At 52.0% G+C, this 15,543-nt stretch carries 15 protein-coding genes; 12 read left to right on the top strand and 3 right to left on the bottom strand.

Translation table 11 applies throughout. From position 1 onward, the window contains the following. Window positions 1-152: 152 nt before the first annotated feature. Window positions 153-659 carry a hypothetical protein gene (locus GC56T3_RS13040; protein WP_011230576.1) on the bottom strand — a complete coding sequence of 169 codons (507 nt, stop codon included), beginning with the start codon at window positions 657-659 and terminating at the stop codon, window positions 153-155. Window positions 660-821: 162 nt separating this feature from the next. On the opposite strand from GC56T3_RS13040, the gene GC56T3_RS13035 reads away from it, so the two are divergent. From GC56T3_RS13035 to pyc, 3 genes are all read left to right on the top strand, one after another. After that, window positions 822-1,109, top strand: coding sequence for a YlaN family protein (locus tag GC56T3_RS13035; RefSeq protein ID WP_013145884.1), 288 nt, complete (start codon window positions 822-824; stop codon window positions 1,107-1,109). Window positions 1,110-1,231: 122 nt separating this feature from the next. Next, window positions 1,232-2,443 carry a putative lipid II flippase FtsW gene (ftsW, locus tag GC56T3_RS13030; protein WP_013145883.1) on the top strand — a complete coding sequence of 404 codons (1,212 nt, stop codon included), beginning with the start codon at window positions 1,232-1,234 and terminating at the stop codon, window positions 2,441-2,443. 62 nt (window positions 2,444-2,505) lie between these two features. Beyond that, window positions 2,506-5,949 (top strand): pyruvate carboxylase, encoded by a 3,444-nt coding sequence (gene pyc / locus GC56T3_RS13025; RefSeq protein ID WP_013145882.1) that lies wholly within the window; start codon window positions 2,506-2,508, stop codon window positions 5,947-5,949. Window positions 5,950-6,025: 76 nt separating this feature from the next. Here the strand turns inward: pyc and GC56T3_RS13020 are convergent, their stop codons facing one another. Next, window positions 6,026-6,979, bottom strand: a complete 954-nt coding sequence (locus GC56T3_RS13020) for a heme A synthase (RefSeq protein WP_013145881.1) — start codon at window positions 6,977-6,979, stop codon at window positions 6,026-6,028. A gap of 380 nt (window positions 6,980-7,359) precedes the next feature. Between GC56T3_RS13020 and cyoE the strand changes: the two genes are divergently transcribed. The 8 genes from cyoE (at window position 7,360) to GC56T3_RS12980 (ending at window position 14,443) form a co-directional block, all read left to right on the top strand. After that, on the top strand, window positions 7,360-8,289 hold the full coding sequence (cyoE, locus tag GC56T3_RS13015) for a heme o synthase (RefSeq protein ID WP_013145880.1): 930 nt from the start codon (window positions 7,360-7,362) through the stop codon (window positions 8,287-8,289). Window positions 8,290-8,371: 82 nt separating this feature from the next. Continuing rightward, window positions 8,372-9,442 (top strand): cytochrome c oxidase subunit II, encoded by a 1,071-nt coding sequence (gene coxB / locus GC56T3_RS13010; protein ID WP_013145879.1) that lies wholly within the window; start codon window positions 8,372-8,374, stop codon window positions 9,440-9,442. Window positions 9,443-9,464: 22 nt separating this feature from the next. Continuing rightward, window positions 9,465-11,336, top strand: a complete 1,872-nt coding sequence (gene ctaD / locus GC56T3_RS13005; protein ID WP_013145878.1) for a cytochrome c oxidase subunit I — start codon at window positions 9,465-9,467, stop codon at window positions 11,334-11,336. After that, the gene (gene ctaE, locus GC56T3_RS13000; RefSeq protein ID WP_011230584.1) at window positions 11,336-11,956 is read left to right on the top strand and encodes a cytochrome c oxidase subunit III; all 621 of its coding nucleotides are present in this window, start codon (window positions 11,336-11,338) and stop codon (window positions 11,954-11,956) included. Before ctaD ends, ctaE begins: the two co-directional genes overlap by 1 nt. Window positions 11,957-11,960: 4 nt before the next feature. Further along, window positions 11,961-12,293 carry a cytochrome c oxidase subunit IVB gene (gene ctaF, locus GC56T3_RS12995; protein WP_013145877.1) on the top strand — a complete coding sequence of 111 codons (333 nt, stop codon included), beginning with the start codon at window positions 11,961-11,963 and terminating at the stop codon, window positions 12,291-12,293. Between the two features lie 103 nt (window positions 12,294-12,396). Continuing rightward, the gene (gene ctaG / locus GC56T3_RS12990; protein WP_013145876.1) at window positions 12,397-13,299 is read left to right on the top strand and encodes a cytochrome c oxidase assembly factor CtaG; all 903 of its coding nucleotides are present in this window, start codon (window positions 12,397-12,399) and stop codon (window positions 13,297-13,299) included. Between the two features lie 49 nt (window positions 13,300-13,348). Next, window positions 13,349-13,804: a DUF420 domain-containing protein gene (locus GC56T3_RS12985; protein ID WP_011230587.1), complete on the top strand. Its 456-nt coding sequence runs from the start codon at window positions 13,349-13,351 to the stop codon at window positions 13,802-13,804. Between the two features lie 333 nt (window positions 13,805-14,137). Beyond that, window positions 14,138-14,443 (top strand): Asp23/Gls24 family envelope stress response protein, encoded by a 306-nt coding sequence (locus GC56T3_RS12980; protein WP_013145875.1) that lies wholly within the window; start codon window positions 14,138-14,140, stop codon window positions 14,441-14,443. Window positions 14,444-14,469: 26 nt separating this feature from the next. On the opposite strand, the gene GC56T3_RS12975 is transcribed toward GC56T3_RS12980, so the two are convergent. Then, window positions 14,470-14,829, bottom strand: a complete 360-nt coding sequence (locus tag GC56T3_RS12975) for a YugN family protein (protein WP_013145874.1) — start codon at window positions 14,827-14,829, stop codon at window positions 14,470-14,472. A gap of 176 nt (window positions 14,830-15,005) precedes the next feature. On the opposite strand from GC56T3_RS12975, the gene GC56T3_RS12970 reads away from it, so the two are divergent. Continuing rightward, window positions 15,006-15,431: a CBS domain-containing protein gene (locus GC56T3_RS12970; RefSeq protein WP_013145873.1), complete on the top strand. Its 426-nt coding sequence runs from the start codon at window positions 15,006-15,008 to the stop codon at window positions 15,429-15,431. The last annotated feature ends 112 nt before the right edge of the window (window positions 15,432-15,543 follow it).

Here is a 15,543-nt window from a genome sequence, read left to right as displayed (position 1 = left end):
ACGGGTGCCAGGCGCGCGGCCCGACGCCGCGAACGTTTCGAAAGGCGCCCGCCGCCTGGGGCGCTGTGGAAAACATCTAGGTTCCAAGCGCTTGAGGCGGTTGAAGGCGTCAAAACCTCAAACACCGGGCCGCCCCTTCATGGGGCGCCCGGTCATCGGACGACGAGCCGACGCACATGAGTAATCGGCGCCTCACGGTTGGAGCCGTCGCCAAAATAAATGTGCACCGGACCGTCGTCGCGCAACGGTTTTCCGTTTTGGGAAAAAGCGAAAATCAGGTCGTACGCCTTTTCCAGAGGGATCACGGTTTCTCCATGTTCCGTCTCAATGACAAGTTCAGACGCGTCTTCATGCGGCTCAGCGTTTCGCAAAAATGGGGCGAACGGCATGCCGAACGAGCCGGTGATGATTTTCTCCTTCAAAAAGCGCCGCTCCGTTTTCAACGTCGGCGGAAAAACCGCGCCCTCTTGAATTTCCCGGTCCCAAAATGCCGACAGCTTTTTGATTTCCTCGTCCTCTTGCTCCGCTTCCGTCGGCTGTGGAGCCGGCTCCGAAAAATACGCATCCATATCCACTTTCCGGTCGTCGAAAATCCAGACGCCGGGGTCAAGCGTGATCGTAAACTTCACCTTTCCTGTCAGCACAATAATATCGTTCATGAAACACCTCTCCTCTGCATGTTCCCACCGTTTTTAGTATAATAATAATGAAAGAGCTTGTCATGTTCCAGGCCCGGTTGCTGTCAACGGTTTCAACTTGCAAAATGGCTTGTTTCACGTTAAGATGTAAAGAAGGATAGGGGAGAGAACGGAGGGATCGATGTGACGGACGAATCGATGAGCTATCGGGAGAAGGCGTACGCGCTTTTACAAGCGGATGCAGAGAAAATCATCCAACTCATCCGCGTGCAAATGGACCATTTGACGATGCCGCAATGTCCGGTGTATGAAGAAGTGCTTGACACGCAAATGTTCGGGTTGTCACGGGAAATTGATTTTGCGGTGCGCCTCGGGCTTGTGGAGGCGAAAGACGGAAAGGCGCTCCTTGACCGGCTTGAGCGCGAACTTTCCGCGTTGCACGAGGCCGTGGCCAAAAAGCGCGTACGATAAAAATATAAGGCAACTCAAACGATTGGCACACCATCGTTTGAGTTTTTCTGTTTTTCGGCAGGAAAACAGCGCGCCGCTGCGAATGATTTTAAGTACATACATGTTCACAGGGAAGAGGAACGATGGAACGACAATTATGGAAAAAAGTATTGAAGTGCTATGATTATCCGCTGATCGCCGCGGTCATCATGCTGTCGTTGTTCGGATTGATTATGGTGTACAGCTCGAGCATGGTCACCGCTGTCATCCGCTTTGAAGTGCCAAGCGACTATTTTTACGAGCGGCAAAAACTGTGGCTGATTGCCGGATTCATCGCGTTCGCCATCATGATGGCGATTCCGTATAAAGTGTGGCGGGCGGAGCGATGGGTGAAACTCGTCTTTTTTGCTTCTCCATTGATGCTGATCGCCGTCGCTTTTCTCGGCCATACGGCCAACAACGCAACAAGCTGGTTTCGCGTCGGGACGCTTTCGATCCAACCGGCGGAGCTCGCGAAGCTCGGTCTGATTTTATACTTGGCCGCAGCGTTCGCCAACAAGCGAAAGCGGCTGGCTGAGCCGGTGAAAAGCAATTTGTTCCCCATTTATTATACATTGGTGATTTGTTTCCTGATTGCCATACAGCCTGACTTCGGAACGGCGGCGATCGTGTTTGCCATCGCGATGTGCATCATTGTTTCGTCCGGTTTGCGCCTCGTGTTGCTTCTAAAGCAGCTGCTTTTTTTTACATTGATCGGGACGGTGCTGTCACCGTTTTGGCTCCCGGTTGCGGGCAAAAAAATTTTTTCTCCTGAACGGGTATCGCGTCTTTACAGTTTTTTGGACCCCTTTCAATACGCAAACGGCGATGGCTACCAGCTCGTGAATTCGTATTTGGCGATTGGGCTTGGCGGGCTGAAAGGAGTGGGGCTTGGCAAAGGAATTCAAAAATACGGCTACCTGCCAGAGTCGCACACCGATTTTATTATGGCGGTCATCGCCGAAGAGCTCGGCTTATTTGGTGTAGCGTTCACGCTTGGGTTATTGGCGTTTATCGTGCTGCGCGGGCTTTGGATTGCCCGCCGCTCCCACGATGCGTTTGGGAGCCTGCTTGCGATCGGCATCTCCGTCATGATCGGCTTTCAAACGTTCATTAACGTTGGTGGGGTCGTTGGCCTTATTCCGATTACAGGGGTGCCGCTGCCGCTCGTCAGCTATGGGGGAACGTCGCTTGTCCTGACCATGGCTTCGCTCGGTCTTTTGGTGAACATTTCTATGTTTGCAAAGTACGAACAACGGTATAAAAAAGCGGAAAAAACGATGGTCAGCAAACAGAAAAGAGGTCTGACTTTTTAGAAAGTGTATTTACAAATCGGCAAAACTTTTATACTTTTATTAAATAAAGGAGGAGGGACAGAATGAGGACAAGACGAATTCGCAAAGTGCTGGCAGCCAACCGTGGAGAGATCGCCATTCGCGTTTTCCGCGCCTGCACGGAGCTTGATATCCGCACCGTGGCGATTTATTCGAAGGAAGACGCCGGATCGTACCACCGCTACAAAGCGGATGAGGCGTATTTAGTCGGGGAAGGGAAAAAGCCGATCGAAGCCTACTTGGACATCGAAGGCATCATTGAGATCGCCAAAGCCCACGATGTCGATGCCATCCACCCGGGTTATGGGTTTTTGTCGGAAAACATTCAATTTGCCAAACGGTGCCGCGAAGAGGGGATTATTTTCATCGGCCCGAACGAAGAACATTTGGATATGTTCGGCGATAAAGTGAAAGCGCGCCATGCGGCCATGAAGGCGGGCATTCCGGTCATCCCGGGCAGCGATGGACCGGTCGGCGGCCTTGAAGACGTCGTCCGTTTTGCTGAGACGCACGGATACCCGATCATCATTAAAGCGGCGCTTGGCGGCGGCGGCCGGGGCATGCGCATCGTCCGCTCGAAGTCGGAAGTGAAGGAAGCGTTTGAGCGGGCCAAGTCGGAAGCGAAAGCGGCGTTTGGCAGCGATGACGTTTATGTTGAAAAGCTGATCGAAAAGCCGAAGCATATTGAAGTGCAAATTTTGGGCGACCACGAAGGAAACATCGTTCACCTTTATGAACGCGACTGCTCGGTGCAGCGCCGCCATCAAAAAGTCGTGGAAGTCGCGCCGAGCGTCTCGTTGTCGGACGAGCTGCGCAAGCGCATTTGCGAGGCGGCGGTCCGGCTCATGAGAAGCGTCGGCTACGTCAACGCTGGCACGGTTGAGTTTCTCGTCTCCGGAGATGAGTTTTATTTCATCGAAGTCAATCCGCGCATTCAAGTTGAGCATACGATCACCGAAATGATCACCGGGATTGACATCGTCCAGTCGCAAATTTTAATCGCCGACGGATTTTCGCTCCACAGCCCGGAAGTCGGCATTCCAAAGCAGGAAGACATCCGCATCAACGGCTACGCCATTCAGTCGCGGGTGACGACGGAAGACCCGCTCAACAACTTTATGCCGGATACGGGAAAAATTATGGCGTACCGTTCCGGCGGCGGTTTTGGCGTGCGCTTGGACGCCGGCAATGGCTTCCAAGGGGCGGTCATTACGCCGTATTACGATTCGCTGCTCGTGAAAGTGTCGACATGGGCGTTGACGTTTGAGCAGGCGGCAAGAAAAATGCTGCGCAACTTGCGCGAATTCCGCATCCGCGGCATTAAAACGAACATTCCGTTTTTGGAAAACGTCGTTCAGCATCCGAAATTTTTGTCGGGGGAATACGATACGTCATTTATCGATACGACGCCGGAATTGTTTGTATTCCCGCGCCGAAAAGACCGCGGGACGAAAATGCTTACGTACATCGGCACCGTGACGGTCAACGGCTTCCCTGGCATCGGCAAAAAGAAAAAGCCGGTGTTTGACAAACCGCGCGTGCCGAAGGTGAGCCAAACGGAACCGATCCCAGCGGGAACGAAGCAAATTTTGGATGAACGCGGACCTGAAGGGCTTGTTCGCTGGATCCAAGAGCAGCCGCGCGTGCTCTTGACCGATACGACGTTCCGTGACGCTCATCAGTCGTTGTTGGCGACCCGCGTCCGCACGATCGACTTGTTGCGGATCGCTGAGCCGACGGCGCGTTTGCTGCCCAACTTATTCTCGCTTGAGATGTGGGGCGGGGCGACGTTTGATGTGGCGTACCGCTTTTTGAAAGAAGATCCGTGGGACCGCCTCCTGAAGCTGCGCGAGCGCATTCCAAACGTGCTGTTCCAGATGCTGCTTCGGTCGGCCAACGCCGTGGGGTATAAAAACTATCCCGACAACGTCATCCGCGAGTTCGTCGACAAATCAGCGCAAGCCGGCATTGATGTGTTCCGCATTTTCGACAGCCTAAACTGGGTGAAAGGGATGACGGTGGCGATCGATGCCGTCCGGCAAAGCGGCAAAATCGCCGAGGCGGCTATTTGCTATACGGGCGATATTTTAGACCCGAATCGGCCGAAGTACAATTTGGATTATTACAAAGCCTTGGCGAAAGAGCTCGAGCAAGCCGGAGCGCACATTTTAGGCATTAAGGATATGGCTGGTCTGTTGAAGCCGCAGGCGGCGTACGTGCTCATTTCCGCGCTTAAGGAGACGGTCAGCATTCCGATCCATTTGCATACGCACGATACGAGCGGCAACGGTATTTACACGTACGCCAAAGCGATCGAAGCCGGCGTCGATATCGTCGATGTCGCCGTCAGCTCGATGGCCGGCTTGACGTCGCAGCCGAGCGCCAATACGCTCTACTATGCCCTTGAAGGAACGGAGCGGGCGCCGGAGGTTGATATTTACGGCCTTGAGCAGTTAGCCCGCTATTGGGAAGACGTGCGCAAATTTTATCAGGAGTTTGAAAGCGGCATGAACGCGCCGCATACGGAAGTATACATGCATGAGATGCCAGGCGGCCAGTACAGCAACCTGCAGCAGCAGGCAAAAGCGGTCGGCCTCGGCGATCGGTGGGATGAAGTGAAAGAAATGTATCGCCGCGTCAACGACTTGTTCGGCGACATCGTCAAAGTGACGCCATCATCGAAAGTTGTCGGCGACATGGCGCTTTACATGGTGCAAAACAATTTGACGGAGCAAGACATTTTTGAACGCGGCGAAACGCTCAATTTCCCAGACTCGGTCGTGGAGTTTTTCGAAGGCTATTTAGGCCAGCCGCATGGCGGGTTCCCGAAAGAGTTGCAGCGCATTATTTTGAAAGGGCGCGAACCGATCACCGTTCGTCCGGGCGAGCTGCTTGAGCCGGTTGATTTCGAGCAAATCAAGCGGGAGCTGTATGACAAGCTCGGCCGCGAAGTGACCGACTTTGACGCCATTGCCTATGCGCTTTATCCGAAAGTGTTTTTGGAATATGCCGAAACGGTCGAAAAATACGGCGATATTTCAGTGCTCGATACACCGACGTTCCTGTACGGCATGCGCCTCGGCGAGGAAATTGAAGTGGAGATTGAGCGCGGGAAAACGCTCATCGTCAAACTCGTCTCCATCGGCCAGCCTCAGGCGGACGGCACACGCGTCGTTTACTTCGAGCTGAACGGCCAGCCGCGCGAAGTCATCATCCGCGATGAAAGCATCAAAGCCGCTGTCGCTGAGCGCATCAAGGCCGATCGGACGAATCCGAACCACATTGCCGCCACGATGCCGGGCACGGTTGTGAAAGTGCTCGTGGAGAAAGGGGAAAAAGTCGACAAAGGCGACCATTTGATGGTTACGGAAGCGATGAAGATGGAAACGACGGTGCAGGCGCCGTTTGCCGGCATTGTCAAAGACATTTACGTCAAAAGCGGCGATGCCATTCAAGCGGGTGATTTGCTGATCGAGCTGTCCAAATGAAACGGTCTGTACCGAACAAAAAAAGGGGTGCCCACGTTTTTGCGGGCATCCCTTTTTGTTTGCGGATGGATGGCCGTCATTTCAACGTGGCCGGCGCCGCTTCCCCAGCTGAATGGTCGGCGGCTTTTACCGGCGCGCGGCGGGTGCGGAGCGCCAAAAGCAATAAATAGCTGAGCACACCGAACAGGCAGGAAATGAAAAAGGCATGCGCCAAGGCAATGTATAAATTCAGCTGCGTAAAAACGACAAGCGCTCCGGTTGTCATTTGCGCGAGCACGAGCAAAAGAGCGATGAGCCATCCGTAGTAGATGACCGGCTGTTCGCGATAATGGCGCACGGCGTGTATGGCGGCAGCAGCGATCCAAATGATGATGACAAGAGCGGCCAATCGATGACCCATCTGCACCCATTCATGAAACTGAACCGGGAGGAGGCGCGTTTTCGCGCAAAGCGGCCAGCTCGGACAAGCAAGGCTGGCGTTCGTATGGCGCACGAGCGCCCCGGTGTAGACGACGATGTATGAGTATATGGTGATGCCGTAAATATGAAACCGCATTTTGCCGTCAAGCGAAAGGGAAGCGGCGGAAAACGTTTTGTCGATTTCAAAAATCAATAGCGTCAACAGCAACACAGCGGCAAACGAAATGAGCGAAATGCCGAAATGCAAGGCGAGGACGAAATCGGACTGCCCCCACACGACCGCGGCGGCGCCGATCAGCCCTTGCAAGACGAGAAAGACAAACGATATGACAGCTAAAAACTTCGTCTCCCGCACATGGCCAATGGCTCTCCACGACCAGATGGAAAGGATGAGCACCATGATGCCGGCAAGGCCGGAAACGAGTCGATGGCTCAGCTCGATGATGAGCTCAGGCGTAATGTGATCCGGCACCCATTGGCCGTTGCACAGCGGCCATGATCGGCCGCACCCCATGCCGGATCCGGTTTTGGTCACAAGCGCTCCGCCAATTAAAACAAACAACATTGCCAACGTGGTTGCCGAGGCAAACCATTTGAGTGAACGTTGCAAAATCTTCACCTTCTTGTATTGAGAAACTGTGATTTTGTCCATATTAGTAAAGTGATGGATTTTATTGCAGCCAACCGTGCTGCCAAGCCAAATCTATTTTACACGATGGCGGCCGGAAACACAAAATGACGTTTGCATATTGAATAAGTCGATTAAGTTTGCTAGAAATATTAATGGGACAAGCGAATGAGCCGTTTTGGGTGCGCGCATTCAAAAATTTGACACAAATTATTCAAAAAAAGTTCACATGATGAGGAAAAAATGTGATTTAATATAAAGAGGAAACAGCCCGTTTTTGCTATTTGGCGTTGGAAAGAATTTCAGGCAACATCACGGCGCCGGCCGGGCAAGGAGCGGCGCAGCGAGGAGGAACAGGAGACATGGCCGAATTGAAAGCGGTGCACCAGGATGCGGCCGATGCCGGTCATCGCTCGCATGTGAGCGTTAAGGCAGTTTGGAGAGAGTTGTCGTCTGTTGTGAAAATCGGAATCGTCAATTCCAATTTGATTACGACGTTCGCCGGAATGTGGCTGGCGTTTTATTTTACTGGGGAACACTTTTTGGAGAACCTGCATCTTGTCTTTTTCACACTGTTTGGAGCAGCGCTTGTCATTGCGGGTTCATGCGCCATCAACAACTACATTGACCGCGACATTGATCAATATATGGAGCGAACGAAAGCACGCCCGACCGTCACCGGGACGATGGATCCGCGGCGGGTGCTTTGGCTTGGGATTGGTCTTGTCGCAATCGGCGAGATGAGCTTGCTTATGACAACGGTTACGGCTGCCGTCGTTGGATTGATCGGTATGGTGACATACGTCTTTTTATACACGCTTTGGACGAAGCGCCATTACACGATCAACACCGTTGTCGGCAGCATTTCCGGCGCGGTGCCGCCGGTCATCGGCTGGACGGCGGTCGATCCGGAGTTTCATATTGTTCCGCTCATCCTGTTTTTAATCATGTTTTTGTGGCAGCCGCCGCACTTTTTGGCGTTGGCGATGAAGCGATGCGAAGAATACCGTGCAGCCGGCATCCCGATGCTGCCGGTCGTCCATGGATTCGCCATGACGAAGCGGCAAATCATCGTTTGGGTGGCATGTTTGCTGCCGTTGCCGTTTTACTTGTTCTCGCTTGGCGTTCCATTTTTAGTCGTGGCCACGCTGCTCAATGTCGGCTGGCTGCTGCTGGGATTGGCGGGTTTGAAAATGAAAGATGACATCAAATGGGCGAAGTGGATGTTCGTCTATTCGCTCAACTACTTGACGATTTTGTTCGTGGCGATGGTCATCGCGACGCTTTGGTGAATTAAGATAAAATTCTTTCTTTAGTGAAAGAATTTATATATATCCATCACATCAAAGAAAGAAAGAGGGGTTTGATTAGGCTATGAACAAGGGGCTCTGTAACTGGCGCTTATTTTCCCTGTTCGGGATGATGGCGCTGTTGCTCGCCGGCTGCGGCAAGCCGTTTTTATCGACGCTCCAGCCCGCCGGTGAAGTAGCGGACATGCAGTATTCGCTCATGTTGTTGAGCACATCGATCATGGTGCTCGTCATTGTCGTCGTGGCGATCATCTTCGTTTACGTTGTCATCCGCTTCCGGCGGCGCAAGGGGGAAGAAAATAAAATCCCGAAGCAAGTGGAAGGGAACCATAAACTAGAAATTATCTGGACTGTCATTCCGATCATCCTCCTGCTCATTTTGGCGGTGCCAACGGTATTGACAACGTTTAAACTGGCTGATGTGAAGGCGATGAATGACAAAAAACGCGATAAGGATACAGTTGTCGTCAATGTTCGCGCCAACCAATACTGGTGGGAGTTTGAATATCCGGATTACGGCATTATCACGAGCCAAGACTTGGTCGTGCCGACGAATGAAAAAGTGTATTTCAACTTGATTGCGTCGGATGTCAAACATTCGTTCTGGATTCCGGCGGTCGGCGGCAAAATGGATACGAACACCGACAACAAAAACCAATTTTGGCTTGTTTTTGACCAAAAGGCGACCGATAAAGCCGGCGGCGTCTTTTACGGCAAATGTGCGGAACTTTGCGGTCCGTCCCATGCGCTGATGGATTTTAAAGTTCGGCCGTTGCCGCGCGACCAATTTGACGCCTGGGTGAAAAAGATGCAAAATGCGAAAAAACCGGTTGTCACCGATCCGGTCGCCAAAGAAGGGGAAGCGATTTTCAATAAAAGCTGTATTGGCTGCCATGCGGTGACGCCTGTGGACAAGCGTCCGGTGCAAGCGCGCACGGCGCCGAACTTGGCGAACTTTGGCGATCGCGAACGAATCGCCGGCATTTTGGAGCATAACGAAGAAAATCTGAAAAAATGGCTGAGAGACCCGAACAGCGTGAAGCCTGGAAATAAAATGGCGGGTACATATGGCCACTTGACGGAAGAGCAAATTGATGCATTGACGAAATATTTGATGAGCTTAAAAGTGGAATAAAGCATGAGAAGGAGGTTTCACCGTGAGTACGATCGCGCGCAAAAAGGGTGTTGGCGCCGTTTTGTGGGATTACTTGACAACGGTCGACCATAAAAAAATCGCCCATCTGTACTTGATTGCCGGCGGGTTTTTCTTCCTGCTCGGCGGTCTCGAGGCGTTGTTCATCCGCATTCAGCTCGCCAAGCCGAACAACGATTTCCTTGTCGGCGGGTTGTATAACGAAGTGTTGACGATGCATGGGACGACGATGATTTTCTTGGCTGCGATGCCGCTTATTTTCGCCTTTATGAACGCAGTTGTGCCGCTGCAGATCGGCGCGCGCGACGTCGCGTTCCCGTTTTTGAACGCTCTTGGATTCTGGATGTTTTTCTTCGGCGGTTTGTTTTTGAACTGTTCATGGTTTTTAGGCGGCGCACCGGACGCTGGTTGGACGTCGTATGCGTCGCTGTCGCTTGACTCAAAAGCGCATCATGGCATCGACTTTTATACACTCGGGCTGCAAATTTCCGGCTTCGGAACGATCATGGGTGCCATTAACTTTCTGGTGACGATCATCAACATGCGCGCTCCGGGCATGACGTTTATGCGCATGCCGATGTTCACATGGGCGACGTTTGTGACGTCGGCGCTCATCTTGTTTGCATTTCCACCGCTGACGGTCGGTTTGATTTTCATGATGATGGACCGGCTGTTTGGCGGCAACTTCTTTAACCCAGCGGCCGGCGGCAATACAATCATATGGGAGCATTTGTTCTGGATTTTCGGACATCCTGAAGTGTATATTCTCATTTTGCCTTGTTTCGGGATTTTCTCGGAAATTTTTGCAACGTTTTCACGCAAACGCTTATTTGGTTATTCTTCGATGGTGTTTGCAACGGTTTTGATTGCATTTTTTGGATTCATGGTATGGGCGCACCATATGTTCACGGTCGGGATGGGGCCGATTGCGAACGCCATCTTTGCCGTCGCGACGATGGCGATCGCCGTTCCAACGGGTATCAAGATTTTCAACTGGCTGTTTACGATGTGGGGCGGAAGCATCAAGTTTACAACGCCGATGCATTATGCCGTCGCCTTCATCCCGTCGTTCGTCATGGGCGGGGTGACTGGGGTTATGCTGTCGGCGGCGGCGGCGGACTACCAATACCATGACAGCTATTTCGTCGTTGCACACTTCCATTACGTCATCGTCGGCGGGGTTGTGTTTGCTTTGCTTGCCGGCACGCATTACTGGTGGCCGAAAATGTTTGGCCGCATGTTGAACGAAACGCTTGGCAAAATGACATTCTGGCTGTTCTTTATCGGTTTCCATTTAACGTTCTTTATCCAACATTTCCTTGGTTTAACAGGAATGCCGCGCCGCGTCTTCACATACTTGCCAAACCAAGGATGGGAGACAGGGAACTTCGTCAGTACGGTCGGTGCGTTCTTTATGGCGGTTGCCACGATTATTTTACTTATTAACATTGTGGTAACGACAGCAAAAGGCGAAAAAGTGCCGGGCGATGCATGGGGCGACGGCCGCACGCTCGAATGGGCGATCGCTTCGCCGCCGCCGGTGTACAACTTTGCGCAAACACCGCTTGTCCGCGGCTTGGATGCTTTCTGGCTCGAAAAAATGGAAGGCAAAAAAGAATTGACGCCAGCTGAACCGCTTGGCGACATCCATATGCCGAATTCGTCGTTTTTGCCGTTTGTCATTGCGTTCGGCCTGTTTGTCGCCGCCTTCGGCTTTACGTATCATAACGACGCCGGATGGGGCTTGCCGGTCGGCATTCTTGGCCTGCTCATTACGCTCGGTTCGATGTTCTTGCGCTCGGTGATCGATGATCACGGCTTCCACATCCACAAAGAAGAAGTGCTTGAACTTGAGAAGAAGGGGGCGAACGCCTGATGCATGCAGAGGAAAAATTGACGGCCGAGACGTTTCCGGCCGCGCCGGAACGCGCCACCCTTGAGGGGAAAAATAAGTTTCTCGGCTTCTGGCTCTTTTTAGGCGGAGAGACGGTGCTGTTCGCCTCTCTCTTCGCCACCTATTTGGCGCTGAAAGATAAAACGAACGGCGGCCCTTCGGCGGAAGAACTGTTCCAAATGCCGGTTGTGTTCATGGCAACGATGCTGCTGCTAACCAGCAGCTTGACGAGCGTGTATGCCATTTATCATATGAAAAACTTTGACTTTAAAAAGATGCAGCTCTGGTTTGGCATTACCGTTTTGCTTGGCGCCGGCTTTTTGGGCTTGGAAATTTACGAGTTCAATGAATATGTGCATGAAGGCCATAAGTTTACGACGAGCGCCTTCGCTTCAGCGTTCTACACGCTCGTTGGCACGCACGGAAGCCACGTCGCGTTCGGATTGCTTTGGATTTTGACGCTCATGATTCGCAACGCTAAGCGTGGGTTGAATTTATACAACGCCCCGAAATTTTACGTCGCAAGCCTGTATTGGCACTTCATCGACGTCGTCTGGGTGTTCATTTTTACCGTTGTATACTTGATGGGAATGGTGGGGTGAACGTATGGCGAATCAAACGAATTCAGGAAATGAACGCGTCGATTTGGCGTATCGCCGGCGGAAAAACGCGGAAGAGATGCGCCATCAAATGATTGCATTCGTTTTGATGATTTTGTTGACGCTCATTGCCTTCGCCGCCGTTGGTTACGAAGAGTTTTCCCATTGGTTTGTCGTTCCGTTTATTTTGCTTTTAGCCGCCGTGCAGGTCGCATTCCAGCTTTATTATTTCATGCATATGAGCCATAAAGGCCACGAATTCCCGGCGATGTTTATTTATGGCGGTGTGGCGGTTATGCTTCTACTTGTTTGGGCGTTTACAACAGTCATTTGGTGGTAAGAAAAGGGGGAATCGGTTTTGCGCCGGTTTCCCCTTTTTTTCAATAGCCTTGGCGCGGCGTCGTGTAGTATAATGGGAAAGGACCAATCAGGAGGGGATTCGTATGTTTCAATCGCTGCAAATGTTTGGCCCCGTCGCCCTTTGGAGTCCGTTTTTTTTGCTTGTGTTAGCGGCGGTTGCATTGCTGTACATTGGGATCACCGGGCCATGGCGGCAGCGTTTCGGCCTCGGTGATGCCGTTTCGGGGAAGCAGAAAGCATATTTTTTGACCGGGATGGCGCTTCTTTATATATGCAAAGGGTCTCCGTTGGATTTGATGGGCCATTTGACGTTCACCGCCCATATGGTGCAAATGGCAGTGCTGTATTTGATCGTGCCGCAATGCTTTATTTTAGGCATTCCGTCGCCGCTTTATGAGCGAGCGTTCCGCATCGCAGCGGTGCGCCGCGTGTTTCGGCTGTTGACAAAGCCGATTGTGGCGCTGCTGCTGTTTAACGGTTTGTTTTCGCTTTATCATGTTCCATTCATTTTTGACGCCGTAAAAATGAATATGTGGCTGCATGCCTTTGTTACCTCGGTCATTTTCGTTGCCGCGTTTTGCATGTGGTGGCCGCTTGTTAATAAACTTCCTGAGTGGCAAACATTGTCCGGCTTAAAAAAAATGGGTTACATTTTCGCTGACGGCATGCTGTTGACCCCGGCTTGCGCGCTCATCATTTTTACCGATACGCCGCTTTATGCGACGTATACGGACCCGAAAGCATGGATGGCCGCGCTGGCTCTATGCGTTCCTCAAGGGACGCTGGCTTCGCTTGATTTGACCGGGCCGCAAATGTTTTTATCGATGTCCCCGCTCCATGACCAGCAGCTCGGCGGAGTGTTGATGAAAATCATCCAGGAAATCGTGTACGGGACGATGCTGTTCTTCATCTTCACCGAATGGTATCGGAAGGAGCGGGAGAAAGAGCCAAGCATGGATATGGAGCTGCGGCCGACCAAACTGTAAAGCGCGGTTGGCCGCTAAACGATGAACAAAGAAGAAAGGGAGAGAAGCGATGGCCGTTTTACCGACAATCAGCACGAGCTGCATCGTGATCAGCGCTTTGCTTGTTGCTTATGGGTGGTATTTGATCAGCCGCAGGCGGATCGAAGCGCATAAAAAGGTGATGCTGACGGCAGCGGTGTTTGCTTTGCTGTTTTTCACCATTTACATGTCGCGGACGTTGTTTATCGGCAATACGAGCTTTGGCGGACCGGAGAACGTCAAAGTGTACTATACGCTGTTTCTTATTTTCCATATTGTGCTGGCGACAGTTGGCGCCGTATTTGGCCTTGTCACGATTTGGACGGGATTGAAAGACAAGAGGGCCCGCCATCGTCGGCTTGGGCCGATCACCAGCATCATTTGGTTTGGCAGCGCCTCAACCGGGGTCGTCGTCTACTGGCTGCTTTATGTCCTCTATCCAGGGGGCCAAACGACGTCGCTCATCAAGGCGGTGCTCGGTTTTTAACCGGCGGGCAAGGAGCAAGGGCAGGGATGGCTGCATATATATAGATGCAACCAAAACGTTTAACATATCTTGGATAGAAAAGCCACTTATCGATGTTTCGACTGTCGAGGGCAAGCCGCAGGCTTGCCCCCGTCACGCCAAGGCGTGACGGACGACCGAACAAACCCCCGCTTCTCAGACCCATACATGGGGCTGAAAGCGGTGTTGTTCGGTCACTCGGCAGTCGGATGCAATGACCGGTAAAAACGAAAAATGTTAAAGCTTTAAATTGCATCTATATAGAATACAACGTGCCTGTATAGACGTGATTTTGTGCAGCGGGAGGAGAAGGCGGTGAACACGTTTCGCTATCGGAAACGGAGCGCCGTAGAGGCGACGCTGTTGACAATTGTCATGATGTGTGTGCGCGGCCAGACGGAGGTCGCTCTTGACGATTGTGAGGTGTTCCTCACCGTTGCTCAAGGCGAGCGGTGCCGCGTCACGGTCAAGATGTCCATTCGATATGGGGCGCCGGTGATGGAAGTTTGCCGCCAGCTGCAACAGCATATTGCCGAGGAGATCGCCGCGATGACGCCATATGTCGCCGAGGCGGTCGACATTGTTGTCAAACGGCTTGTCATGCCGGAAAAAAACGCATGAGAACCGCGCTCTCATGCGTTTTTTAATTATTCTTTGATTTTTTCAAGCTCGCTTTTGACCTGCGCCAACACGTTTTGGCATTGGCTGACAAGAGAGGACGGAAAATGTTCATCATCGCCGTATTCGACGCCGTGTGGATAGTAATGTTTCCCTAAAATCGGCGTGAGCAGCTTAATGAGTGCATAGCGCGAATCGACATCTCCCTCAATGGCGTATCCTTGAACGCGCAAATAGTAGGTGCCTTCTTTCACGACGTATTTCCGATCGTATGTGACCCGTTCATAATCCCATTGCGCCGCGCGGACAAAGCCGAGGCGCTCCATAATGTCATCAAGGTGGGACAGTTCGACCGTCTGATTTTCCAGTCCGGTATTTTCAAACTTCATCTTTCTTCCTCCTAACAACACAGATATGTAAAAGCGCCAAACAGGAAATCATCCCCTCATTTATAATAGTACGAAAACGGTTTGCTTTTCAACGAATTGTTTGCCATTGTTTCCGTTTCGCTCGCATTTTTTTGTGTGATCCGGCGCACAATACGGGTAGAAAGGAGAGACGAAGAATGCAAACGGTACGGGACGTCATGTCAACGGATGTGCAATATTGCACCCCCCTTGACAATCTCTACGAAGTGGCGGTAAAAATGCGCGATTTCAACGTCGGGGCGATTCCGATTGTCGATGACGGCCGCCTTGTCGGAATGATTACCGACCGCGATATTGTCGTGCGCGGCATGGCTGAAAAACGTCCCGGTTCGACTGCGGTGACGGAAGTGATGAGCCGCGATCTCGTCACGCTTTCCCCGGACGATTCGGTGCAAAAGGCAGCAGATATGATGGCACGTCACCAAATTCGCCGCCTCCCGGTCGTAGAAAACGGGCGTTTGGTCGGCATCATCTCGCTCGGCGATTTGGCGACGAACCGCTATTCTGATGAACGCGGGGGTCGTGCGTTAAGCGAGATTTCCGAACAAGACGCCATCCATTGACAAACGCAACGGACACGGCTTCTTTCGAGGAGGAGCGCTCTTTTTGGGTGTCCTCTTTTTTTTGCCTCTAAAAAACGGCTATAATGGCAATAAGGAGATTGCGCAGAAAGCG

The organism is Geobacillus sp. C56-T3, from assembly GCF_000092445.1.
Classification (GTDB): domain Bacteria; phylum Bacillota; class Bacilli; order Bacillales; family Anoxybacillaceae; genus Geobacillus; species Geobacillus thermoleovorans.
This window is presented reverse-complemented; position numbering and strand designations above follow the sequence as displayed.